General features: G+C 32.8%; 28 protein-coding genes and 3 tRNA genes. 16 read left to right on the top strand and 15 right to left on the bottom strand.

All coding sequences use genetic code 11. The features are described from left to right. Positions 1-11: 11 nt before the first annotated feature. The 6 genes from AC3OCB_RS09915 to AC3OCB_RS09890 are packed head-to-tail and all read right to left on the bottom strand — an operon-like array spanning position 12 to position 3,591. Positions 12-509 carry a GTP-dependent dephospho-CoA kinase family protein gene (locus tag AC3OCB_RS09915; protein ID WP_498342293.1) on the bottom strand — a complete coding sequence of 166 codons (498 nt, stop codon included), beginning with the start codon at positions 507-509 and terminating at the stop codon, positions 12-14. Positions 510-523: 14 nt separating this feature from the next. Further along, positions 524-727 (bottom strand): transcription elongation factor subunit Spt4, encoded by a 204-nt coding sequence (gene spt4, locus AC3OCB_RS09910; protein ID WP_498342292.1) that lies wholly within the window; start codon positions 725-727, stop codon positions 524-526. Further along, positions 727-1,278 carry a DNA-directed RNA polymerase gene (locus AC3OCB_RS09905; protein WP_498342291.1) on the bottom strand — a complete coding sequence of 184 codons (552 nt, stop codon included), beginning with the start codon at positions 1,276-1,278 and terminating at the stop codon, positions 727-729. The genes spt4 and AC3OCB_RS09905 overlap by 1 nt, the downstream gene beginning before the upstream one ends. Before the next feature lie 11 nt (positions 1,279-1,289). Continuing rightward, positions 1,290-1,706, bottom strand: coding sequence for a type II toxin-antitoxin system VapC family toxin (locus tag AC3OCB_RS09900; RefSeq protein ID WP_498342290.1), 417 nt, complete (start codon positions 1,704-1,706; stop codon positions 1,290-1,292). Next, a complete protein-coding gene (gene eif2g, locus AC3OCB_RS09895) occupies positions 1,685-2,941 on the bottom strand; it encodes a translation initiation factor IF-2 subunit gamma (RefSeq protein WP_498342289.1) in 1,257 nt (418 codons plus the stop codon). The genes AC3OCB_RS09900 and eif2g overlap by 22 nt, the downstream gene beginning before the upstream one ends. Positions 2,942-2,949: 8 nt before the next feature. Beyond that, positions 2,950-3,591, bottom strand: coding sequence for a 30S ribosomal protein S6e (locus AC3OCB_RS09890; protein WP_498342288.1), 642 nt, complete (start codon positions 3,589-3,591; stop codon positions 2,950-2,952). A 66-nt stretch (positions 3,592-3,657) separates the two neighbouring features. Here AC3OCB_RS09890 and AC3OCB_RS09885 point away from each other — a divergent pair, with 66 nt between their 5' ends. Next, positions 3,658-4,017, top strand: a complete 360-nt coding sequence (locus tag AC3OCB_RS09885) for a CbiX/SirB N-terminal domain-containing protein (protein WP_498342287.1) — start codon at positions 3,658-3,660, stop codon at positions 4,015-4,017. Here AC3OCB_RS09885 and AC3OCB_RS09880 read toward each other — a convergent pair. Genes AC3OCB_RS09880 through pcn form a run of 4 tightly spaced genes read right to left on the bottom strand, consistent with a single transcriptional unit; the run spans position 3,997 to position 7,176 of the window. Further along, positions 3,997-4,455, bottom strand: coding sequence for a 30S ribosomal protein S15 (locus AC3OCB_RS09880; protein ID WP_498342286.1), 459 nt, complete (start codon positions 4,453-4,455; stop codon positions 3,997-3,999). The genes AC3OCB_RS09885 and AC3OCB_RS09880 overlap by 21 nt on opposite strands. Before the next feature lie 6 nt (positions 4,456-4,461). Further along, positions 4,462-5,478, bottom strand: coding sequence for a methionine synthase (locus AC3OCB_RS09875; protein WP_498342285.1), 1,017 nt, complete (start codon positions 5,476-5,478; stop codon positions 4,462-4,464). Continuing rightward, positions 5,471-6,439, bottom strand: coding sequence for a uroporphyrinogen decarboxylase/cobalamine-independent methonine synthase family protein (locus AC3OCB_RS09870; RefSeq protein ID WP_498342284.1), 969 nt, complete (start codon positions 6,437-6,439; stop codon positions 5,471-5,473). The genes AC3OCB_RS09875 and AC3OCB_RS09870 overlap by 8 nt, the downstream gene beginning before the upstream one ends. Next, on the bottom strand, positions 6,439-7,176 hold the full coding sequence (gene pcn / locus AC3OCB_RS09865; RefSeq protein WP_498342283.1) for a proliferating cell nuclear antigen (pcna): 738 nt from the start codon (positions 7,174-7,176) through the stop codon (positions 6,439-6,441). Before pcn ends, AC3OCB_RS09870 begins: the two co-directional genes overlap by 1 nt. A 47-nt stretch (positions 7,177-7,223) precedes the next feature. On the opposite strand from pcn, the gene AC3OCB_RS09860 reads away from it, so the two are divergent. Then, on the top strand, positions 7,224-8,537 hold the full coding sequence (locus AC3OCB_RS09860) for a cobyrinic acid a,c-diamide synthase CobB (RefSeq protein WP_498342281.1): 1,314 nt from the start codon (positions 7,224-7,226) through the stop codon (positions 8,535-8,537). On the opposite strand, the gene AC3OCB_RS09855 is transcribed toward AC3OCB_RS09860, so the two are convergent. Beyond that, positions 8,502-9,263, bottom strand: coding sequence for a DUF2208 family protein (locus AC3OCB_RS09855; RefSeq protein ID WP_498342280.1), 762 nt, complete (start codon positions 9,261-9,263; stop codon positions 8,502-8,504). The two genes, AC3OCB_RS09860 and AC3OCB_RS09855, sit on opposite strands and share 36 nt — an antisense overlap. A gap of 591 nt (positions 9,264-9,854) precedes the next feature. On the opposite strand from AC3OCB_RS09855, the gene AC3OCB_RS09850 reads away from it, so the two are divergent. The 5 genes from AC3OCB_RS09850 to AC3OCB_RS09830 are packed head-to-tail and all read left to right on the top strand — an operon-like array spanning position 9,855 to position 13,163. Next, complete coding sequence (locus AC3OCB_RS09850) at positions 9,855-10,511, top strand: 3,4-dihydroxy-2-butanone-4-phosphate synthase (protein ID WP_498342279.1); 657 nt, start codon at positions 9,855-9,857, stop codon at positions 10,509-10,511. Then, entirely contained in the window at positions 10,505-10,972 is a 468-nt protein-coding gene (gene ribC / locus AC3OCB_RS09845; RefSeq protein WP_498342385.1) for a riboflavin synthase, read from the top strand. The genes AC3OCB_RS09850 and ribC overlap by 7 nt, the downstream gene beginning before the upstream one ends. Next, positions 10,953-11,417 carry a 6,7-dimethyl-8-ribityllumazine synthase gene (ribH, locus tag AC3OCB_RS09840; RefSeq protein ID WP_498342278.1) on the top strand — a complete coding sequence of 155 codons (465 nt, stop codon included), beginning with the start codon at positions 10,953-10,955 and terminating at the stop codon, positions 11,415-11,417. Before ribC ends, ribH begins: the two co-directional genes overlap by 20 nt. Beyond that, positions 11,414-12,079 carry a GTP cyclohydrolase IIa gene (locus AC3OCB_RS09835; RefSeq protein WP_498342277.1) on the top strand — a complete coding sequence of 222 codons (666 nt, stop codon included), beginning with the start codon at positions 11,414-11,416 and terminating at the stop codon, positions 12,077-12,079. The genes ribH and AC3OCB_RS09835 overlap by 4 nt, the downstream gene beginning before the upstream one ends. Beyond that, a complete protein-coding gene (locus AC3OCB_RS09830) occupies positions 12,060-13,163 on the top strand; it encodes an amidohydrolase family protein (RefSeq protein ID WP_498342276.1) in 1,104 nt (367 codons plus the stop codon). Before AC3OCB_RS09835 ends, AC3OCB_RS09830 begins: the two co-directional genes overlap by 20 nt. Here the strand turns inward: AC3OCB_RS09830 and AC3OCB_RS09825 are convergent. The 3 genes from AC3OCB_RS09825 to AC3OCB_RS09815 are packed head-to-tail and all read right to left on the bottom strand — an operon-like array spanning position 13,130 to position 15,568. Further along, positions 13,130-13,876 (bottom strand): DNA polymerase sliding clamp, encoded by a 747-nt coding sequence (locus tag AC3OCB_RS09825; protein WP_498342275.1) that lies wholly within the window; start codon positions 13,874-13,876, stop codon positions 13,130-13,132. The genes AC3OCB_RS09830 and AC3OCB_RS09825 overlap by 34 nt on opposite strands. Beyond that, positions 13,873-14,226, bottom strand: coding sequence for an RNA polymerase subunit Rpo13 (locus AC3OCB_RS09820; protein ID WP_498342274.1), 354 nt, complete (start codon positions 14,224-14,226; stop codon positions 13,873-13,875). The genes AC3OCB_RS09825 and AC3OCB_RS09820 overlap by 4 nt, the downstream gene beginning before the upstream one ends. A 10-nt stretch (positions 14,227-14,236) precedes the next feature. Beyond that, complete coding sequence (locus tag AC3OCB_RS09815) at positions 14,237-15,568, bottom strand: ATP-binding protein (protein WP_498342273.1); 1,332 nt, start codon at positions 15,566-15,568, stop codon at positions 14,237-14,239. A 360-nt stretch (positions 15,569-15,928) separates the two neighbouring features. Here AC3OCB_RS09815 and AC3OCB_RS09810 point away from each other — a divergent pair, with 360 nt between their 5' ends. The 6 genes from AC3OCB_RS09810 to AC3OCB_RS09785 all read left to right on the top strand — a co-directional run bounded on the left by AC3OCB_RS09810 (position 15,929) and on the right by AC3OCB_RS09785 (position 20,699). Further along, positions 15,929-18,664, top strand: coding sequence for a DEAD/DEAH box helicase (locus AC3OCB_RS09810; protein WP_498342272.1), 2,736 nt, complete (start codon positions 15,929-15,931; stop codon positions 18,662-18,664). Positions 18,665-18,706: 42 nt separating this feature from the next. Then, a complete protein-coding gene (locus AC3OCB_RS09805) occupies positions 18,707-18,997 on the top strand; it encodes a 50S ribosomal protein L14e (protein ID WP_498342271.1) in 291 nt (96 codons plus the stop codon). A 1-nt stretch (position 18,998) separates the two neighbouring features. Continuing rightward, the gene (locus AC3OCB_RS09800; RefSeq protein WP_498342270.1) at positions 18,999-19,253 is read left to right on the top strand and encodes a tRNA pseudouridine synthase A; all 255 of its coding nucleotides are present in this window, start codon (positions 18,999-19,001) and stop codon (positions 19,251-19,253) included. A gap of 76 nt (positions 19,254-19,329) precedes the next feature. Next, the gene (locus AC3OCB_RS09795; protein ID WP_498342383.1) at positions 19,330-20,043 is read left to right on the top strand and encodes an RNA-guided pseudouridylation complex pseudouridine synthase subunit Cbf5; all 714 of its coding nucleotides are present in this window, start codon (positions 19,330-19,332) and stop codon (positions 20,041-20,043) included. Next, the gene (locus tag AC3OCB_RS09790; protein WP_498342269.1) at positions 20,036-20,590 is read left to right on the top strand and encodes a class I SAM-dependent methyltransferase; all 555 of its coding nucleotides are present in this window, start codon (positions 20,036-20,038) and stop codon (positions 20,588-20,590) included. Before AC3OCB_RS09795 ends, AC3OCB_RS09790 begins: the two co-directional genes overlap by 8 nt. A 25-nt stretch (positions 20,591-20,615) precedes the next feature. Continuing rightward, positions 20,616-20,699: transfer RNA gene (locus AC3OCB_RS09785), tRNA-Ser, on the top strand. Between the two features lie 198 nt (positions 20,700-20,897). Here the strand turns inward: AC3OCB_RS09785 and AC3OCB_RS09780 are convergent. Then, a tRNA-Gly gene (locus AC3OCB_RS09780) sits at positions 20,898-20,976 on the bottom strand. Between the two features lie 131 nt (positions 20,977-21,107). Between AC3OCB_RS09780 and AC3OCB_RS09775 the strand changes: the two genes are divergently transcribed. The 3 genes from AC3OCB_RS09775 to AC3OCB_RS09765 all read left to right on the top strand — a co-directional run bounded on the left by AC3OCB_RS09775 (position 21,108) and on the right by AC3OCB_RS09765 (position 23,174). Further along, positions 21,108-21,767 (top strand): DUF5752 family protein, encoded by a 660-nt coding sequence (locus AC3OCB_RS09775; protein ID WP_498342267.1) that lies wholly within the window; start codon positions 21,108-21,110, stop codon positions 21,765-21,767. Beyond that, a complete protein-coding gene (locus tag AC3OCB_RS09770) occupies positions 21,764-23,017 on the top strand; it encodes a glycosyltransferase (protein ID WP_498342265.1) in 1,254 nt (417 codons plus the stop codon). The genes AC3OCB_RS09775 and AC3OCB_RS09770 overlap by 4 nt, the downstream gene beginning before the upstream one ends. 67 nt (positions 23,018-23,084) lie before the next feature. Next, positions 23,085-23,174 (top strand) — tRNA-Phe (locus AC3OCB_RS09765). The last annotated feature ends 6 nt before the right edge of the window (positions 23,175-23,180 follow it).

The raw sequence follows: 23,180 nt of genomic DNA, 5'->3' as shown, positions 1-23,180 counted from the left end.
CAGGTCGGATTTTAACATTTTTTTACAATAAATTTTTCAAGTATTTGTTTTACTCTAAGTTTTACAAAAAGGTTATTTATTATCAATACTGCTCCAGCATTTGGCTGTCCATAAATAATTATATCATTATTTTTACCAAAAAGAATTACCGGAATTACTAATAAATCTTCTTCTCCATCAACTAGTATAACATTTTTATCCATTTTAATTTCGTCATTTAATATTTTTTGAATTAAATTCATAACAGAGAGCCTTATTAATGACTTTTCATTTTTGACATGAATTGAATTTTCTTTAATTATTTTCATTTGTATATATCTTTTTGTTTTTCCGTCAATTATAGATAGAAAAGGAATAATATTAATACTTTCTAGCGTTGAAGTTACTACATCGCCTATGGTTATAACCCTGTTATTTTTCTTTTTATGTAAAAATTCGATTAGTGAGTTATTATTTGTAAATAAAAACCCATAGGGTCTTGAGAGTTCATCTTTTAGAGATCCAGGCATTTGAAAACAATAGTCTATTTCACTATTATTGCGTATCTCCAAGGTACTGAAGCCCCAAACAGTTTAGCTGTCTCTGATTCTGTATCAAGTATTATTACTATGCCTTCCCATTCGTCACTAAAACTTGTTGAACCGCAGACTGGACATTTAGGAGTATCTGGTGGTACTAATGCTCTACAGTTTTTACAAGCCTTAAATTCCTTATTCTTTTCTGGCATTACTTACTCGCCTTCGCTAGTTCTTGTGTAATCCATTCTATTTTTCCTAGATAAGGTTGTTTCATCGTTAATGCTATTCTAGGCATCCTTCCTCCACTTGTAGATACGCTAATAATTCTTGCTCTTACTCTGTCTCCTTTCTGTAGAGTTTTCTTGCTTTTTTCTCCTATTAAAATTCCTCTATTCTGATCAAATTTAAGATTATCATCTGTAATTTGTGATATATGTACTAAACCATCAACTGGCCCAATATTAACATAAACACCATAACTATCTACCTGGTTAACTTCTCCTTCAACTACTTCTTGGATGACAGGGTTGAAAACTAATAACTCGAAGCTTACCTCATGGTAAGTTGCTCCATCACCAAACAAAATGTAACCCTCCTCACTAGTTTTTGCGTTTAAGACAGCTAATATTAAACCAAGATCTTTTGACATTTTTTCTTGGTATTCTTGTCTTAATATTTGAAGTGCAATATCATCTAGCGGTTGACCAAAATATTCTGGAGGTATCCGAATAACTCCTTTTGCTTTAATTAGTTTAAACATAAAATATCAGACTAGATAATAAAATCTACCTTTATATTTTTACTCTTCTGTCTAAGGTAAATAACTTTAATTCCTTTTTCTTTTGCTTTTTGTCTAAGCTTACTATCATTTGTGAACAGTACTAGATTGTTATCTTTACACATTCTAATCAGCCCATCATCTACTAGCATGTTTTCATAGCCCTCAATTGTTTTCCAATAAGTTTTGTAAATATCTAAGTACTTAAAGGCCAAATTTGCTTTCTTACTCATTAATACACTTTTAGAATTAAGGAACTTATCTAATTCCTTTAGGACAATTTTTGGAACGTAGAAAATAGGTTTATAGTCTAAGAATTGAATCAGCTTAGCAAATGGATCCAGACCATAGTAAATATAAAGAAGAATGTTTGTATCTACAACTACTCCTAGATCTTTATTATTCCCCAACCCACTAATCTCCATCTTCCAGTAACTTGTTTACTTATTGCAACTCTTAAATCTTTATCCCATACTACTAATGGTCTCTTTAATTCAATTTCTACATCTCCGCCTTTTATGTTTTTAACTACACCTAATGTTGTGGCAGAACCTAGTGTTAGCATAACTACCTCATTTTTCTTAATATTGTCTACCTTTATTAGATCTTTTGCACCTACAACCCTATCAAGGAGCTGATAATTTGTAATCTTTAAATTCCACATTGTCTTAACGGTATCATTATTAGCCTTTACTACTACACTTCCAACCAAACTATCCGCTTTAACATATGAAGGGTCTAAGGTTGTTCCTATAGCAACTAGTCCCCCAGGTTTTGCTTCTTTTACTTCTAGATCCGAAAAACGGAGAGAAGTTATAGTCGTGTATAAAGGTTCATATTCAACTTTTCCCCCTGGTTTCTCATGTCTGATTCCAGGGAGTATCTTTATTTCATCTCCTATTGACAACTTACCTTGAATTATACTACCCCCTAAAACTCCCCCTTTTAGTTCGTTATAAGGAGTGCCTGGTTTATTAATGTCAAAACTTCTTATGGTAAGCATTATTGGGTCTTTTGTTAAGTCTCTTTGAGGAGTAGGAATATATGTTTCTAAAGTCTCAATTAATGAGTCTATATTTATTTTATGTAACGCACTTACTGGAATTATTGGAGCATTTTCAGCCCAGGTACCTTTTATAAACTCTTTAATTTGCTTATACTGTTTATAAGCTTCTTCTTTACTTACGACATCTATTTTATTTTGAACTATAACTATGTTTTTGATATTTACGATACCTAATGCAACAAAATGTTCTCTCGTTTGAGGTTGTGGAAAAGGTTCATTAGCAGCAACTACAAGTATCGCTCCATCCATTAACGCTGCTCCAGATAACATTGTAGCCATTAAGACTTCATGACCCGGAGCATCAATAAAAGATACTTTTCTTAGAAATTTTGGTTTTTCGTCACTTCCGCATTGGTTGCATGAATACTCTGTTGTATATGCTTCTGGTTTATTGCAATGTTCACAGATTCCAATACTTGCTTCGGCATAACCAAGCTTTATTGTCATTCCTCTTTTTAACTCTTCAGAATGTTTAGATGTCCAGACGCCCGTTATAGCCTGGACAAGAGTAGTCTTACCATGGTCTACATGACCTACTACACCTATATTGACTTCTGGTTGAACTTGTGGCCAAGACAAAAGAATTATCACCTAATTATTACAGTATTGATCTGAACTACTTCCGGAGTGACCATGTTACCGCGAACAGTCTTTTTCTTTCTCATTCCGTCTTCTTTGGGGTGGTAACCTGGTGGACCACTTAATAGTAGTTTTCTTTTAGCTCCACCAGGCACATCAAATCTCATAGGAAATCCGGAGTTATCTGATCCTCCAGTAATTTTCAGCTTGAAGTTTAAACCAGATACAACTAGTTCTACCGAATCACCTATTTTTGACCCAATTAAGTTGTTCAGCTTTGACTGATCTATTGATAATTGAAAAGACTTAGTTCTATATGCTATAGCTTCAAACTCATTTGATCCATATTTTTCTGCCATAGTCGAGGAGATCCACACTTCATCTGGTGGTACATCATTATTAATTTCTACTTTGAATGGTGTTTTCACTTTTACTCTTTTATCCCCCTCTTGTTTGGTTATTTCGATTGTAAGTAAATTGTCTATTCCTAGCTCTTCTTTTAGCTTTTGATTTATTTTTGCAGAAGGTATAGCTTTTCCTTCCTTTTCTCCTTGAATCGATTGAACTTGGTCAGACACTTTTACCTTTACCTTTTTCTGTTTAGGCTCTTTAGTTTGTGGATCAGATATGACAATTTTAAAGTCTGGCAAGTTATTATCCCTTGGTAAGGTAAATTAGAATACAAGTATTTAAAATCGAAGTTACATAAAATACGTATGCTTGGTGTACTATTAGTTTTACATGGAAGTAAAATTCAAGAATGGCAAGATGTAGCAGTTCAATATGCCAATCTTTTGAGAAAATATTTTGATTTAGTTGAATATGGCTTTATAGAATTTAATACACCTTCAATAACCGAGGCGGCAAAAATATTAATTAATAAAGGAGCAGATACAATCGTCGTAGTACCATTACTGTTTGCTGCGGGAACTCATTTTAAAAGAGATATTCCTAAGCAACTAGCTGAGATAAAAAATGTAAAAATAATCATTGCAGATACTATAGGTATAGATGAAAGAGTAGCAGAAATTCTAAAAGAAAGAGTAGAAAATAGTTTAAAGAGTACCAGAGACTAATAATTCTGCTTTTTCTGGTTCATATCTCCACTCTGGTGGTAATACTCCATTCTCTTTATAATATGCAGCTACTCTTCTTATCTTAGATTCTATTTCTTCTAACCCTCTTTTTGCTTTTTTATCCTTTGGGTGCTCAAATAGATGCCTTCTAACGTTAGCTGCTCTCCTTATAAGATTGAATAAATCTTCTGGAATCTTTGGAGCTAAATTCTTTTCTTCTAGTATTTGAACTACTTTTTTACCAGTAATTTGTTTTACTAGAGGAATTCCATACTGATCTCTTAAAATTAGTCCGATCATACTAGGTGGATATCCTTTTTTTGCTAACTCCTCGACTAGCAGTTCTACTTCTTCTCTGGTAAATCTTACCCACTTAGGGGATCCACTTCTTACTGGTCTAGTTGAATGTGATTTTCCATTAGGTCTCTTCTTATTCACTAAGCTTCACCTATTAACTAAAGGTTTTAGTGAAGTAGTATTAAATCCCTTCTTTTTAAGTTCTTCTCTTACAATTTGCGTTCCTTTAGACATATTATATAGTTTTTGGAACGCTATTTTTCTAGGTAAAAGTTTTACTCCGCAATCAGGATTAACCCAGATCATTTCTGGCTTAAAGTAATTTAGCAACATTCTTAGATCATTTGCTACTTCCTCTGGTGTCTCTATTCTCTTTTTATGAACATCTACTACACCAACTCCTATTTCTCTATCCCATTTAGTAAATAATTTAACCGGTTCATAATCATAATTTTTCAAAGCTAGATTAATTTGATCTACGTTCAAATTATTTAGATAAGGTTCTAGATAGCTATACTCACCATAACAGACGTGCATGACAACCTTTACGTTTATTCCTTTAATAGCTTCGTTTACGGATTCTATTGCCCACTCAACTTCGTCTTTATGAGTATGTATTGCAGGCTCGTCAATTTGAATTATTTTAGCTCCAGCTTCTATAAGTTTTCTCATTTCACTATTTATTACTTTAGCTAAATCGAATGCTAGATCTCTCTTGCTTTTATAATACTCATTATACGACCATTCAGCTATTGTATATGGCCCGGTGATGGTTATCTTTAGATTTTCAGTATACGATGCTGATTTTGCAAATAAGAATTCATCTACCAACATAGGTTTTACATATTCCACTTTTCCGACAACAGACGGTTTTCTATAATAATTAGTTCCCCATACTCTCACTGGGCCATAAAATTTAAATCCAGCTAGTCTTTCAGCGAAAAACTCAACCATTTCATCTCTTCTCATCTCACCATCAGTAGGTACATCAATTTCAGCGAGTTGATGATCTCTCAGTACCGTTATTACTGCATCATCAAATGCCTCTTGTAAATCTTCATCTGATATCTTCCCAGCTTTATGTAACCTAATTGATTCTCTAAGCCACTTAGGTCTTGGATAACTACCTATAACTGTAGTAGGTAAAATGGGGAGCTCATCCATTTAAGACCATCTCCTTAGCTTTTTGTAATAATTTAAATTTTTTCTGAACTACAATCTCTGGAATAAAATCATTAAACGACGAGTTTCCAAGGATCAGCCTTGAAATTCCTTTCTCATTTGCGCTTGAGACTATTCTTTTTATAGTAACAATTTTTTCCATTTTAGTAGTTCTAGAATCTAAGACACCGAAATAAACTTCCTTATTCTTTAGTAATTGATAAAGTTTACCAAGTTTATTTTTGTTATTTTCAGTAACGTCGAATCCATAAACAGTAACAGGTAGTTTAAGGAAGTATTCTAATCTGTTAAAGTTTATATCAAAGTATGTTAGTAAATGTGTTTCAGCGTTAATATTGGACAGTATTACATTATAAATTTCTGGCAATAAATCTAGGGTTTCTTTTTTGATGCCCTTTTGAAATATTGAAGGTTCATGTATTTCAATAATATCAGTTTTTATTTCAGAAAGTAAGGCATTCAGTATTTTTGCATAATCTCTCATTAGCTCATCTTCCTTTTTGTAATACTCATCTTTAGAAAGTTTAAGAAACGTTAAGGGTCCTAGAATAACAGCTTTAAGCTTTGCTTTATGTTTTTTAGATAGCTCTTTGGCCATCTCAAAGTATTTTATGTATGTATTATTTTCCTTGTACTCTAGTCTATTTTTTATAGTTATTTGCCTATAATAGAAGTTATTATCAAAAAATCTTGTTAAAACTTCTTTTTGTCCTCCTTTTATAAATGAATATGTTAAATCCTCTATGTCATCCCATTCTATCATGCTATCCGTAGTATAGTCTACTTCGAAAGAGTCCATCATTGAAAAGAAATTATCCATAAATTTTTCAATTTCTTTCAAAAACTTTTCATCACTTAATTTTCCATTATTATATTTTGAAATTAACTTTGCTATTTTTACCGGTTTTGGATAGCTTCCGATTAACGCAGTTTCTATTTTCATTAAGATAATTTGGGGGCAAGCAAATAAGTAACTTTCCCCCCTCCTTCCATATTGAACTCTAGTTGCATAGGCTTTTGCTCCGCAAACGCTACCTTAACATAATCCGATAATTTTGTCAAAGAAATTATATCATCTAAATAATCTATATCGTACGACGAAGAGCACTCTTTATTAAACTCTATTTCATTTATACTTCCAGTTTCCTTTGAAAATTCAACCTCTACTTTGTTTTCCCCCTCGCCTTTTGTTATTATTTTTTCTTCATTAGCAGAAATTAATAAAGTGTCAGAAACTTCTGAAATCTCTCCTATGGCATTCTTAAAGCCACTAGCATTTATTGAAGCTTTTACATCAAATTCCAAGTTTACTTCTGGTACTTCAGGTGGTAATACTTCTATGTTATTAACGTTGAATACCCTATTTAAAGCTCCGCTTAATGTTAACTTTACTACTTCTGGGGTTTCCGCTTCTATGACTATTTCCTCTTTTCTTTTTGCCACTTTCAAAAGTTTACTCATATATTGAGTATTAAACCCAAATTTGAATTCATCAGGAACGTCATATTCTTTAAACATTTCTTTAGGTAAGTCAATTTTAATTAGTGAAATATGTGCCTTATCTATTGCTATCAGCTGTATTCCTTCTGGCTTAATATCAAAGAGTGCTTCGTCAACTAGCTTTAGTAATGCTTGAATGATTGCTTTTAGATCCCTTACATCATCATAAACTATACGCATACTTAATCCCTAATCTATTTAATCTAATCTCTCTCTTATTTTTTCTCATGGAGTTTCCTCGTATAATCATATCTTCAGATAGGAGTGGTTCAGGTAAAACATTGTTCTCTTCTGCATTAATGAGAATTTTCTCGAAAAAATTCAAAGTTAGAGGCTTTAAAGCCGGTCCTGATTTTATTGACCCTAAATATCATAAAATAGCTTCTGGCTCTCCCTCAATAAACCTAGACTTATGGATGATGGGGGACCAAGGCGTTATAAGAAGTTTATCAAAATATGGAAAAGGATACGATATAGGTATAATTGAAGGTGTTATGGGTCTATATGACGGTATTGATACAGAGTATAGTACATATCAACTTTCTTTAGTAACAAAAACTCCGATAATACTTCTTATTAACTGTAATAATGTAAGTTCTACTGTAGGTGCAATAGTTAAAGGTTTAAAAGAATATGGAAACGCAAACATTGGAGGCGTTATATTTAATCAAATAGGATCAGAGACTCACTATAATTATTGTAAAAACTCAGTTAAAGACGTACCAGTTTTGGGTTATGTAAAATTTGATAAGAAATTTGTTATACCGTCAAGACACCTAGGCTTATACACAACAGAGGATTATAAAGAAGCCGAAGAATCAATTAAGCAAGTCGCAGAATCTATAGAAAATACAGTTGATATAGGACAAGTCTTTGAAATAGCCTCCACTGCTATGCCTTTACCTGATGAAGATGTCAGGGAGAATGAGGGAAACAGAAAGAATAAGATAGCAGCGGTAGCTTATGACTCTGCTTTTAATTTTTATTATGAAGAAAACCTAGATCTTTTACGTAAAAAATACGAGATAAGATTATTTAGTCCACTCATGAATGAGACCGTTGAGGAAGCAGATCTAATTTATATAGGTGGCGGTTATCCAGAATTACATTTACAAGAGCTCGAAAACTCACATAAAACTATTAGCTGGATAAGAAAGGAAGCTGAAAAAGGTAAACCTATATTAGCAGAGTGCGGTGGTCTAATGTACTTATCAAAAGAAATTATAGATGAAAGAAATTACAAGATGATGGATTTGTTTGATATCAGCATAAAAGCAAAAGATAGACTGACTATAGGTTACACAGAATTAGAAATTATAAAAGATAATATCCTAGGGACTCAAGGTCAAATAGTTAGAGGGCACGAGTTTCATGTTTCTAAGGCTATGAATATAGGGAATGATGTAAATTTTTCAATGCAAAATAAAATAGGAAAAGGGATATGGGACAAAAAGGATGGTGCTACAGTGTATAATGTTCTTGCTTCATACAGTCATTTTCATTTTTCAAGAGCTAGTAGATTGTTGTCTTTTGACTTCTAATTTTTTAACTCTGTCTAATACTTCTAAAAGTCTATCTATTTCTGTTGTATATAATCTAATTTTGTAAGGTAATTTTGATGTACTCGAATGAATTTCTACGTATCTTTTCTCTCTATTATCTATTATTTCTGCATTAACTAAGTGCCTTGAGTGTAGATATACTCCGGATTTGTCGGTAGACAGTATTCCTTTTTCGGTTACCTTATAACTCTGTGGAGCCATTACTTCCATTGCCTGGAACTTTACTAGCCTTCTATATACGAGTATATTAAACAAATACAAGGTCTCAAAATATATAATATAAATTGCAAGCCTCTCATAACCTATTTCATGGCTTACGATTTTTAATAATACTTCATCATATAGAACATATAATAATATCATATATCCTATCATGAATATAAAAGATTTAAAGCTTGATGAAGCAAACTCCTGCATCTTCTTAAGATATTCTTGATCTTTCTGTATAATATCACTAGCTTTTTTCTCTTCAAACAAAGTCCTCGAATTTGAGATCTCCGGCAAGTATTTTCTTTCACTAAGCATCGGGTTGTTTCTCATTGTCATAATACTAGTAACGCCCATGATTAGAATAATATAAAGTATATAAATCGGTACAAAGTACTGAGGGTATAATGATAAGAGAAAAGACATTAGGATCATTCCTACTTGCGTCATTAGAATCATTTTCCAATTGTATGGATTAGGATAAGGGGAAGATGCCATGCCTAATAATAATATCTTTAAAGCCTTAATAAATATGTGTTTGATTCTACTATTGCTTTATTCAATTACGGCTTATTCGTTTTTTACTATCTCACATTATTCTCATGTTATACCTTCAACTAATACTTTACTCAATATTTATGTGGAACAGCAATATATCATGTCTCCCATAAAGGTAAATTTATCTTTTGGTAATCTTTACATAAGTTTTTACATTTTTAATATATCAAGGATGAACATATCATATTCAAGTTCTTTTAATTCTTCTTTTGATAGACCGATTATTTTTTATAACGAAAGTGTTAATGCTACTATTATTAAAGTCAATTATATATTTGCGTCTAACATGTCAATTACTCTATCCACACCTTTTCAATATGTGAAGATAATTGGTAATATAAGTAATGAAAATATCTCTATTCCTTTAACGTCTTATTCTACTTCTAATCTCTCCAAGTTACATGGATTTAATTTTAATTATATTACCTTTATATTTATATCTATAACTGCAATATTTTTATTTATTGTACTGAGAAGATATAAAGGTCATTAGTATATACGCTTTTATATTTTTGATTAAAAATCTATTTGATGGTACCAAAAAGTGATTTGAGGAAAAACTTGGAAGACGGACTACCAATACTTATTTATGATTTTGATGGACGAGAGGAAGAAGTTGATCTAATGTTTTATGGTGGCAGAATAACATGGAAAAGTATAAACATGCTTAGAAAAGATGCAGGTGGATTAATATGTTATGTAACTTCTGAAGATTATGGAAAACAACTTGGAATAGATTTCATGACTAATATTGTAAAGGAAAAATATCCTTACTTAAGTAAGAAACCAGTATATGGAGATGATCCAGCTTTTTCTCTTTGGGTTAATCATGTGGATACAAGAACAGGGATAAATGACCAAGATAGAGCAAAAACTATAAGTGAATTACATAATGTAATTTCCTTGCTAAAAGAAGACAAAAACTCTGCTATTGAGAAATTTAGAAATGAATTCTACTCTCCCGGTCATGTACCAATACTTATGTCAAGAGGTCTAAACAAAAGAAAGGGGCACACAGAGTTAAGTATGGCACTGTTAGAGTACGCTGGATTGGAAAAGAGTGCTGTAATAGCTGAAATGCTTGATGATAAAACAAGTTTGAATAAAGAAAAAGCTATGAGATATGCAAAATATAATGGCTTTCTTTTTGTTGAAGGTAAAGAAATTCTAAAAGAGGTGTTATTATGAGAAAATATGGTGTTGTTGATACTACTTTTTCAAGAGTTGACATGGGAAGTATTGCAATAAAAGCAATAAAAGCAGAAGACCCTGACGCGGAAATTATAAGATATACTGTACCTGGAATTAAAGATCTTCCAGTAGCTGCAAAAAGGCTTTTAGAAGAAGGATGTGACGGTGTAATAACTTTAGGGTGGGTTGGTAAGACCATGTTAGATAAATATAGCTATCTTGCTACTAGCATTGGATTAATAACAGCTCAGTTATTGACATCGAAGCACATAATAGATGTTACCGTTCATGAAGATGAAGTAGAAGATGAAGAGAAATTAAAAGGTCTAGCAATAGACAGAGCTAAAAAGCATGCAATAAATTTAGTTAAACTTGTAAGAGATGGGAAAAATTCTTTAACTCCATATGCAGGAAAAGGATTAAGACAGGGGTATGAACATGCAGGATCAATCGATTAACTTAGGAATTGTCGTTGCAGAATTTAACTATGATATAACTTATCTAATGCTACAAAGAGCTTTATCTCATGCAAAGTTCTTAGGAGCCAATGTTAAAGTTGTGTTCAAAGTTCCAGGGAGCTATGACATGGCTATTGCAGTAAAAGAGCTACTAAAGAGAGATGATATAGATGCCGTTGTTACTCTGGGTGCAGTAATAAAGGGAGAAACAAAGCATGATGAAATAGTTGCAAATCAAGCTGCAAGGAAACTATTAGATCTTTCAGTGGAGTATAGTAAACCAGTAACTTTGGGAATTATTGGGCATGGGGTTACTCATGAACAAGCAGTTGAGAGAATTGAGGAATATTCCAATAGAGCAGTTGAATCTGCTATAAAACTTGCAAGAAGACTTAAGCAACTTAAAAATATTGGGAATGTAGAAGGTATGGTGACAATAGAGTGAAAATAGCCGAGATAAATCTAGTTGGATATAGAGAATGGACAGAAAGCCTAGGATTTGATAGAGAATGGAAAATTCAACATTTTCAGCATTCTTTTACGGCTAGTCTTACTAGGTTAGCTTCGGAAATAAACTCTTTTCTTTTAACATATAGATATGATTCATATATTTTTTTATTAGATGGAGTAAAAGTTGAAAATTTTTATTCTATTTTAGACAAAATTAAAGAGCTCTCTCCAGTACCAATAAATGTATGTTTGGGATTCGGCGAAACATTATTAGAAGCTGAAAGAAATTGCTATAATGAAGATTTAAAAGATAAATATGACGAGAAAATTGTCTTAGCTCATTTTGATTTAGATAGTTTTTCAAGGAAGAGATCTTCATTTAATGCTTATTTAGAAATTTATGATATTTATACCAAGATATTTGACTTTAGTAGAAATATAGGAGGTTTGGCTTACTATTTTGGTGGGGATAATATAGGGGTTTTTATGGGGCTGGATAAGGTAGAAGAAGCAAAACAAATAGTAAGTGAACTTGATAACTTAAAAGTTGGAATAGGGATTGGTGACACTCCAAGAGAGGCAGTCACTAAAGCAGCTAAAGCTCTTCACATAATAAGGACATATAGGGATAGGAAGATTGAAATCGCTAAAGATTAATCTCGGTGCTGGCTTAATAGGTGAAGAATTAGTTTATAAAGAAAGTATAAATATAGAGCTTGATGAAAACAATGTAATCCAGCATATAGGAAACGGTTTTGATTCAGACGCGATTGATGCTAGAAACTTTATTTTGTTACCACCACTTGTAAATGCCCACGTTCATATTGCGGATTTTACTTTCCCAGAAATAGGCATTGAAAAAACTATAAAAGAGCTAGTAGGAGACCCTCACAGCGAGAAATATAAATATCTAGATCTTTATGCTGAAAAAATCGAAGAGGGGATTAGAGAGTTTGCTTTGAAAGCTCTTAAGCAAGGAATTAGAGTAATATTAGATTTTAGGGAACAAGGAATATCTGGAGTTAGAAAAGCTAAGAAAGCGCTGCTAGATATAAATATAGATTATTTTGCCCTGGGTCGCTCAGATAATTTTACTGATTTAAATGAGCTAGCAAAAGAGGCTGAAGGCTATGGGCTACCAGATTTTAAATATCATTCTCTTGAAGAGCTTAAAACTATAAAGGATCTGTTTATACGCAAAATAAGGGCTGTTCATTTAGCTGAAACAAAAAAGCAATATTTAAGGGATGACGTTGGGAAAATTATTGATGTATATTCCCCCAACCTAATAATTCATGGAACTTATTTTAGTGAAAATGAGTTTAATCTAGCTAAAGATAAAAAAATATCCATAGTGTTTTGTCCTAGAAGCAATATGTGGTTTGGTGTAGGCATTCCTCAAATTTCCTTAGCTTACGACCAAGATGTAAGTATACTTTATGGTTCAGATAATGGTAGTTGGATTTCTCCAAATCTCTGGAAAGATTTAGAATTAGCTCTTTTATTAACAAGACTTCAAAAACCTGGCAGTAACTACGCTAAAAATATTCTTTTGTCTGCTACTATTGAGGCTTATAATTTCTTAGATCTTAAATATGCTATTGAAGAAGGTAATCGGACTTTTCCTATTTTTATAAAAGGAGAAGAAATTTTTAGAGCAGAGGAAAAATATAGTGCTATTATAAAAAGAGCAAGTGATAATGGAATTTATAATCTAGGAGCAATCCAGAATATAAGCTGACCACCCGAATCTGTTTGTGCTTCTATTTTCATAGGAATATTTTTTCCAAACCCTACAGAAACACTAGAAGAGAATGAAACTGCCTTTAAGACCTCTTTTAATACTTCTATACTATAAATCGCTTCGGACGGGGATTCTATTGTTAATGAGGTAAGTGGTTTATCTTGTTTGAGGATAGCGTTATATGTTTTTCCAGTCTCTTCTGTGGATAAGCTTACAGTATCCTCATTTGCTGATATATTTACCTCTTCACCTATAAGACTTAAATCTCTAGCTATATCATTGAGAATTTTACCATCTACGCTAAACGTAGTGGTCAAATTAACTTTAGGTTCTGATAATTGATCTACTGTAGTTTTCTCTCCTTTCATATATATGTTACTTCTAATTCCAGTTTTTTCATCTCTTACTGTAACTTTAACACCTGCATCTGTTTCCTCAAATGTTACACTTGCACTTTTAGACCTAACTTTACCAAGGATTTTCTTTAGCTCATTTATGTTAAGTTTTATCCCTAAAGGTTTTTCTATGCTATAATCTTCCAAGTACTCTTTAGAGATTTTTAAAATTACCATAAGAACTTTATCATCAGTTAGATATCTTGAGAAAATACTGTCTTCTGTAAAGTTTAAAAGTATCTCATCAGAAACCTTAACTAGTGCAGATAGAAGAGAATAAAAATCCTTGGCATTGGGATAAGTAGCTTTGATCATTCTTCCTCAGTTGTTTTTTGTTGTTTTGCTTTTTTAGGTTTTTTTGCTACTTTTTTCTTTTTCTTCCTGTCGGAAGTATTATATCTCGATGCTAACTCTTGAAACATTTTCTTTGCTTCTTCTACGCTTATCTTTCCATTTAGTAAATTATCCCAAATTTCACTATTTTTCATTAATAATTCAATATCAGCCACACTTAACGCGGGTAATACTTCCTCTGTCTCTGTTTCTATCCTTTCTTCATGCCCCCCTTCCTCTTCTTGTGGTGCTAGCTCCTCTTCATGCTCATGTTCAGTAGGCTCTTCCTCTTCTCCTCTTTCATGCTCTTTCTCCGGCTCCTCATCAAACATTATAAATCACCTATGTCAACTGTAGTAGATATACTTCACCCCTTAATAAATCTCTAGTTACACAGTATCCTCTGGGAAGTTTTTGCAATGTCTCATAAATTACCGAATAATAATGAGGATCCGAACCTCCTACTAATCTACTTGCATAATCTAGTTCTTTTGGTTCTATTAAGTTGAATATGAAGTAATAGCTTGCATTAGCTAATAAATCCTTTACATACTCTGTAGTTTGAGAGATTATAATAAAACCAAATCCAAATTTTCTTCCTTCAGCAAGTAACCTCTCAAGTAGCTGTTTCCCAGACTCTTTAGATAGTATGAATGGTGCTTCATCTATAATAATCATTTTCTTTAAATTTGAGACTCCAGAAGTATACATATAACTCTGTATCGACTTTAATAGTGTTTCCATAATAATATACTTTATTTCATTTGTGGGTACTCTTGAAAAATCAATTATCATATTTCTTGTTAATAAATCATTTACATTTACAGTAGAATTAGAAAATACAGCGGAAGACAAAAATTGGAGATATGGTTCTATTGACTGGTACCTTATTAGATCTTGTGATGTGGTAGCTAATTTTTTCTTTCTTTCTATTAATAGAATTAAGTCTCTTAATGTAGGTAAAGGATTATCCCATGTGCGTTTGTCTGTTTCATCTATTCCTTTTTCCATATATGCTTCTAGAATAAGATTAACTAATTCCATGGTCTGCAAATTCCCCAAGTTAAAAAGACTTTTTAACATCATGGATACTTCTAAAGCTCTTTCTTTTGGGCTTCGTCCAAATAAACTAAGCGGATTTATTGATATTGATGAAGCGTCAATTTTCTCAGCCCCATCAATGTTATATTCACCATGTAGATCAAAAATTAAGTAAGAGACTGTGAGATTTTTTACAATCTTCTTTGCTAGACTGGATTTACCAACTCCACTAGTTCCTATAATTACTGTGTTGTAATTTTTACTCTCTAAAAAATTTAATGAATAAATTCCGTCATATTTGATCCACTTGTATACTGGATCAGAAGTGTAAAAAGTTGAGTTAATTACTCCTCCTCTACCTAATCTCCCAACAATTTTTCCTATAACTAAACTGTTTTCTTGAGTTTTTTGCTTAGGAGTAACCAAATAAGGTAGCGCTATCCAGTTCAACGCTATTAAAGGCAGTTCATAATAAAAACCGTAGAGGGATACAACTATAGTAGCTAGAAAACTCCCTATAAGAAATAAGAAATTCTTAAACAAAAACCAGTAAAGAAGTAGTGAAATTAAAATTCCTATTCCTAATTTGATAGGAGAGAAATCTATCTTTGTTTTCCTTAGTTCATCAACCAAATAATCATAAAAATTTCTTTTTATAAAGGAATATATAAAGTAAATAAATATTGATACGATAATATAATATGGGGCATAGTATACAAAGGTTAAAGCGGACTGATCAAAGTTTTGATTAAACACAATACTATAAAGGACGAAGAATACAGGTAAGCAAATAAAAGACATCAATATAGAATTAAATAGGATAAAAGATACAATGCCGTTTAATGCTACTATGATTGTTGTCAATATGAATGCATATAAGGGATAATTAATATTAGTTACATACAAGATAGAAATTTCAAGTGAAATAATTATTAAAAATATTATATAAGACCTCACTTATATTAAACCCTGAAACTAAGTATTACTAGCTAGATGATAAACGTTTCTAATGAGTTTGCAACTAAGCTTAAGGAATTAGGGTATGTTAATCTTACTCCTATACAAAAAATAGCTATCCCTATAATTTTAAGAGGAAAGAACACACTAGTTATTGCTCCAACTGGTTATGGTAAAACTGAAACTGCAGTTTTCCCTGTTTTTTATAAAATTTTTGCTGAAAACTCTTTGCCTATCTCAGCGTTATATATAACTCCACTTAGAGCCCTAAACAGAGATATTGAAATAAGACTGAAAAGATTAGGAGATGCTCTAGGGATAAAAGTTAAAGTAAGACACGGCGATTCTACTGAAAGTGAGCGTAGAAGACTACTTTTAGATCCTCCACAGCTTCTTCTCACAACCCCAGAAACTTTGTTATACTTGCTAGTTAATGAGAAATATAGGAAATTATTAGAGAATTTAAAATGGATTATAATAGACGAGCTTCAAGAAATGTTAGATGAAAAACGAGGTTATGAGCTTCTTGTAATGTTAGAGAGATTAAAAAGAATAAGTAAGAATAAAGTGCAATTAATTGGTCTATCTGCAACTATTGGAGACATTGAAATAGCCAAGAGATTTCTCGGAGAAGATGTTGAAGTAGCTAAAGTAGATGCTAGGAAGAATATGGAAATATCTCTTTTGATACCAGAAATAAAAAAAGAATACGCAGATTTATCTGTTAAGTTCAATTTAAATCCAGAAGTAGTTTCAAGGATTAAGGAAATTGAGGAAATAATAAAGAAGGAAAGGCCTGTTTTAATTTTTACAAATGTTAGAGAGACGACAGAGTTCCTCTCTAATGAACTCTCTAAAATTACTCAATTAAAGGTATTAACTCATCATGGTTCTTTATCTAGAGAGATGCGTGTCGAAGCAGAGAAAGAATTTAGAGAAGGAGATATTGATGCCTTAGTCGCAACCTCTAGCTTGGAATTAGGCATCGACATAGGTAAAATAAACGCGGTTATACAGTACATGTCACCTAGACAAGTTATCAGATTAGTTCAAAGGATAGGCAGAAGCGGGCACTCAGTAGACAGACTTTCAAAAGGTTATATTATTCCCTCAAATGATATATATGATATTTTAGAGTGTAAATCTATTGTAGACAGTTTTAGAGAAGGGTACTTAGAAAAACCACTAGTAGAGTATAAGCCTTATGATGTTATAGCCCATGAAATAGCCGGAATGGTTTTAGAAGGATATAATGATCAAAAGGAAATTCTTGATATAATCAGGGGTGCATTTCTATTTAAGGAATTAACAGAAGAAGAATTTGATGATATACTGGGCATTTTAGAGTCTGCAAGAATTATAAAAAGGGAAAAAGGGAAAGTACTTCCTTCTTATAGGTTGTGGAGATACTACTATGGAACTAATATGATTCCAGATTCTTTGAGAGATTATTTAGTAATTGATCATGTGACAAACTCTAGGGTAGGTACACTAGACGAAGAATTCATTTCTACCATAGATGAAAATACTGTTTTCGTTTTAGGAGGGAAGTTATGGAAAGTTATCACTATTGAAGAAGGAAAGGTGTATGTAGAGCAAGCTCAGTTAAAAAGCGGAATTTTACCTAGTTGGTTTGGTGAATCTATTCCAGTAGAAAAGGAAGTTTCTTTAAAAGTTTATAAATACATAAACAGTGTAGAAAAAGGCAAAGCAGTAGATTTACCTGACTATATCCTTGAGAAGCTGAAAAATATTTTAAAAGAACAAATACAGAGAGGCTATCCAGTTCCTTCAGATAAAGAAGTATTAATAGAGATTAATAATGATCTAATTGTTATACACTCTGCATTCGGTACTAGAGGAAATAATACAATTGGGGCGCTGTTTTCAATCCTTTTAACTCAAGTTAAAGGAATTAGAGCTAATTATAGGTCTGATGCTTATCATATTGCTATAGCTACAGTAGTTTCTATACATAAAGACGATTTAGTAAAAGTAATTAATATGATAAATTCTCTATCAGAAAATGAACTTGAAGAATTATTAAAAGTTGCAATAAAGGAAAGTCCGCAGTTTAAGTGGAAATTATTAATAGAGGCCGAAAGATTTGGGGTCATAGATAAAAATAAAGATATAGACGTTTCCTCTACTTTACTAAGGCCATTCATAGATACAATTGTAGGAGAGGAAGCAATCAAAGAACTGCTTGTAAAGAACTACGATCTTGATGTTATTAAAAATGAAATAAAGAAAGTAAGCTGGAAAATAGTTGAAGTTCCAAACTTTTCGCCTTTAGCTAGAGAATTTTTAAATAGACTGTTTGTCTTTCATTCGAGTGATGATAAACCTGTTATGATAGAAATATATAAAAGAAAACTTTCTTCAAAGGAAGTCAGGATAATCTGTCTAGTCTGCGGATGGAATAATATCTACAAAGCTAGTGAAGTTCCAGCAAAATGTCCTAAGTGCGGTTCAGTATTTTTAACAGTTGTAGATCCTCAAGACAATGAGAGCATTGAGATTGTAAAGAAAGCAATAAAGGGAGAAAAAATGGCAAGAAAAGAGTTAAAAAGATTAGAAGAACTAAAGAGGATTTCATCTTTATATGCTGAGTATAACAAATTTGTCGCAATAGGTCTTTCAGCTCCGGGGGTAGGTGTTACTAACATAAGTAAAGCGTTAGAAAAAGTAAGAGAAGGAGAGGACAAGTTTTATGAAGCATTGCTTGAGCTTGAAAGGAAATTTATAAGGACACGAAAGTACTGGCACTAAGTTTAAATTTTAATTAATATGTTTTTTCAATAGGTAGTAGTTATGCCTGCAATAGAAGTAGGAAGGATATGTGTAAAAACAAGAGGAAGAGAAGTAGGTAAAAAGTGTGTGATTGTTGATATAATAGACGATAATTTCGTATTAGTAACGGGTCCTAAAGACATAAATAAGGTAAAAAGAAGGAGAGTCAACATCCTTCACCTAGAGCCAACAGATAAAAAAATAGAAATAAACAAAGGAGCGAGTGATGATGAAGTAAAGAAAAAGCTAGAGGAAGCTGGACTTACAGAGTTCATGAAACAGTCTATCAAGCCAAAAATACCTGTGATTTAATATGGAACTATATGATTTTATATATAAAATAGATTCTTTTTGTAATTATAATAATTCATGGAATATAGTTCAAGATTCTCAAACTAATGAGAAATATGGATACTTTGCGGATAAAAGACCAATTGATATCCTTATAAAAAACTCTATTATTAACCTTGATAAACCACCAGGCCCAACAAGTCATGAAGTGGCTTATTGGGTAAAAGAGATGTTTAAAGTCTCAAAGGCTGGTCATGGAGGAACCCTAGAGCCCTAAGGGTCTGACCCTTAGGCGGGGACATCCTAAAGTCTCAGGAGTTTTGCCTATAGGATTGGAGAACGCTACAAAACTAATGCCTTACATAACGCATTCTGGTAAAGAGTATATATGCCTCATGCAAGTACACTGTGATTACGACTTTAAAGAGCTAGCGCAGATTATGAAAAAATTTGTAGGCGTAATATATCAAAAACCTCCAGTAAGATCTTCTGTTAAGAGAAGAACAAGAAAAAGAAAGGTTTATGACATTAAGATCTTGGATCACGAAGGGAAATATGTACTTCTTGATATATCTTCTGATCCGGGTACTTATATGAGAAAAATTTGCCATGATGCTGGCATTATATTAGGTTGTGGTGCACACATGAGAGAGTTAAGGAGAATAAAGACCGGCTCATTTACTGAGAAAAATCTAGTAACGTTACAAGAAGTTTCTGAGGCATTATACATGTGGAGAAATTGCAAGGACGAAAGTGATCTGAGAAAAATCCTATTACCAGAGGAATTTGCTACTTGCGGTATGCCCAAAGTAGTAATAGACGATAATGCAGTAGACGCTATAGCATATGGAGCCATGCTAGCAGCACCTGGTATAATAGCTTTTCAAAATTTTAAAGAAAAAGATAATGTTGCGATATTAACTTTAAAAGGAGAGATAGTTGCTATAGGTGAAGCAGCAGTAGATTCTATGAAGTTAAAAGATATGAAAAAAGGTACTGTTATAAGGACTAAAAGAGTTATTATGCCAAGAGATATATATCCTAGATCATGGAAGAAGCATGAGTGAATTTATAGTTAATGATGTAGTAAATGGTATCCCACTTTCTCTAGTTAGCAGCCATGGAGTGTTCTCCAAAAAGAGACTGGATCTAGGCACCAGATCTCTGCTGGAGAATATAATTTTACCAGAAAAAGGGACTGTTGCAGATGTAGGATGCGGATACGGCCCTATAGGTATTTATATAGCATTAAAAAATCCCGGTCTAAATGTTTATATGATTGATATTGATGAAAAAGCGGTATATCTTGCAGAAAGAAATGTTAAAAGATACAAGCTAGAAGATAGAGTCAAAGTAATAAGAAATAATATTTTAGAAAATATACCATTAAAATTTGATGGCATTTATTCTAACCCTCCGCTAAAAGCTGGAAAAGCATTTATTGAAAAATTGGCCGAACAAAGTTATGAGAAATTAAATCAAAACGCAATAATAGAAATGGTAGTTTATAAAGGAGAGGAAAATGTAAAGATGTTATTTAAAAAGCATTTTAACGACGTGCAAGTAATTAAAAGAGTGAAAGGGTATTCGATTATAGTAGCGGTTAAAAATTAAAGCAATTAATTCATATAATTATAGTGCCGGGGTGCCCGAGCGGACTAAGGGGCTGGCCTTGAGAGCCAGTGGGGGTCTCCCCGCGCGGGTCCGAATCCCGCCCCCGGCGTTTTTAAATTCTCTAATAGTTTCATAAATAGAATCGAGTTTACGATATTTCACCTGTTGTTCTATTTTATGTTGATAATAGAAATTTTATTTTGAAAATGCTTTCCTTTGTGTACCTATGTCTCAAAGGGGATCAAAATGAATACATAATATGAACAAATCGTTAGGAACGATACTCTATAGTATAAAAGTTTCATAATGGTGCGGCCGCCGGGATTTGAACCCGGGACCACCAGCTTGGGAGGCTGGCGTCCTAATCCAGGCTAGACGACGACCGCAATATATATTTAATTTTCCAGGGTAATAAATTTTTGATGATGAAAAGAGGGTAGAAAGATAGAGATGATTTGCGCTGGAAAAACTGAAAAGGAGAAAATTATTTTAGAATTATTACTATAATTATTATCTCATGCAAAAAGAGATATTAGATAAACCATCTCAGACACCATTTCGTTTTGAAGCAGCCTACTATCCTCCAAAATATGCAGGAATAAAGGCCTATACAGTTGATGAGCTAATTGAAGGTATTAAGAAAGTAGATGGTCTATCAATTTTCTACCACATATTTCATCCATTATTTTCGAGTCACGTGGTCCCTGAAGATATGCATAACGATTTTGCTTTGTGGATTAAAGATGAATTATATAACCTAGATCTGGCACAGCTTATTTCAGATGTAGAGGGTAAGGAACCAAGGACTGTTGAAGATGTAAGGGCTGATTTAATCAAAATTTTGAACGAGAATAAGGTGAGTGGAAGAGCCAATAAGCCATTCTATTTCGTCTCTTGTACTCCAGTTGTTTATGATACGACTAAGGTAGCTAGAACATTAGGTGAATTAATAGATATCATAGCTACAATTTCAATTAGATCATTAGCATATCATTTTATATTCAAAAGAGTTATGGGATACTCTACTAAGAATGATTTTTCGCTCTGGATAGAAGAAAATTATGGACTAAAAGATCTATCAGATTCTATATCTTCAATAGATCCTCAGACTTACACAGATGAGGAAAGACTAAGGGAGGATCTGTTGAGAAAAATAGAGGAGGTGATATTCAAATGATAGAGAAATATTCAGAAATAATAGGAGAAGACGAATTAGATAGTATATTTAAAATAGCTGATAAACTAAAAGGAGTTTCAATACTTCATATAAATTCTACTCCTAGTGGCGGTGGTGTCGCAGAGATATTAAATAGGTTAGTTCCATTGATGAGGGAACTAGGAATCCATACTGATTGGAAAGTAATAAGAGGAGACAATGAGTTTTTCTCGGTTACTAAAGCTTTTCATAATTCACTTCAAAATGGATATGGAGACTTACCAAAAGGAGCTTTTGAGACTTATGATAAATGGCAAGAAATTAATGGTAGCGAAATGGATTTGGATTACGATATAGTTTTTATTCATGATCTCCAACCTGCTGGTTTAATTAAGTTTAAGAAAAAAGGGAAATGGATTTGGAGGTGTCATATAGACATCTCTAATCCTTATGAACCAGTATGGAAATTCTTAAAGCAGTACATTCAGCAATACGAGAGTGTTATAATTTCTTCCCCAGTATTTGGCAGAGATGATTTATCAAAGCCACAGTATATAGTTCCTCCTTCTATAGATCCTTTAAGCATAAAGAATAGATATATTCCAGAAATAACGGTTAAAAGAATATTATATAAGTTCGATGTAGACCCAGAAAGACCTATAATAACTCAAGTCTCAAGGTTTGATAGGGCAAAAGATCCATTAGGGGTAATAAAAGCCTATAAGCTAGTTAAAAAGCATGCAGACGTTCAACTGGTTTATGTAGGCAGTCCTGCTTCTGACGATCCTGAGGGTGAAATTGTATATAAGGAGACAGTTGAGGTTGCAGGAAATGATAAAGATATAAAACTCCTAATGTTGCCACCAAATAGTGATCTAGAAATAAATGCATTTCAAAGAGGAGCTACAATTGTAATGCAAAAATCAATAAAAGAGGGATTTGGTTTGACTGTTAGTGAAGCTTTATGGAAAGAAAGACCAGTAATAGGAGGGAACACTGGAGGAATTCCATTGCAGGTGATTAATAACATTACAGGGTATTTAGTTAATACACCAGAAGAAGCTGCACACTATGCCTTATATCTATTAAGGAATGATAAGATAAGAGATAGGTTAGGTAAAAATGGCAGGCAGCATGTAAGAAAGAACTTCCTATCTACGAGAGAGTTAAGGGATTACTTAATGGTTGCAAGTTTAGCTTTAGAGCAAAATAATTTTGTAGGGACCTCTGGAGACCCTATCTCATCGAACCCAGATCGGGTCTCTCGATAGAGTGTCGCCCAGTCCCAACTAAAAATAAAGCATTAAACCTTTAAATTCATACTTCATATAATATTATGCCGCCGTAGCTCAGCCCGGGAGAGCGCCCGGCTGAAGTTGAATGCACGCAGTGACCGGGTTGTCCGGGGTTCAAGTCCCCGCGGCGGCACTTGTT

The organism is Sulfurisphaera sp., from assembly GCF_059755235.1.
This window is presented reverse-complemented; position numbering and strand designations above follow the sequence as displayed.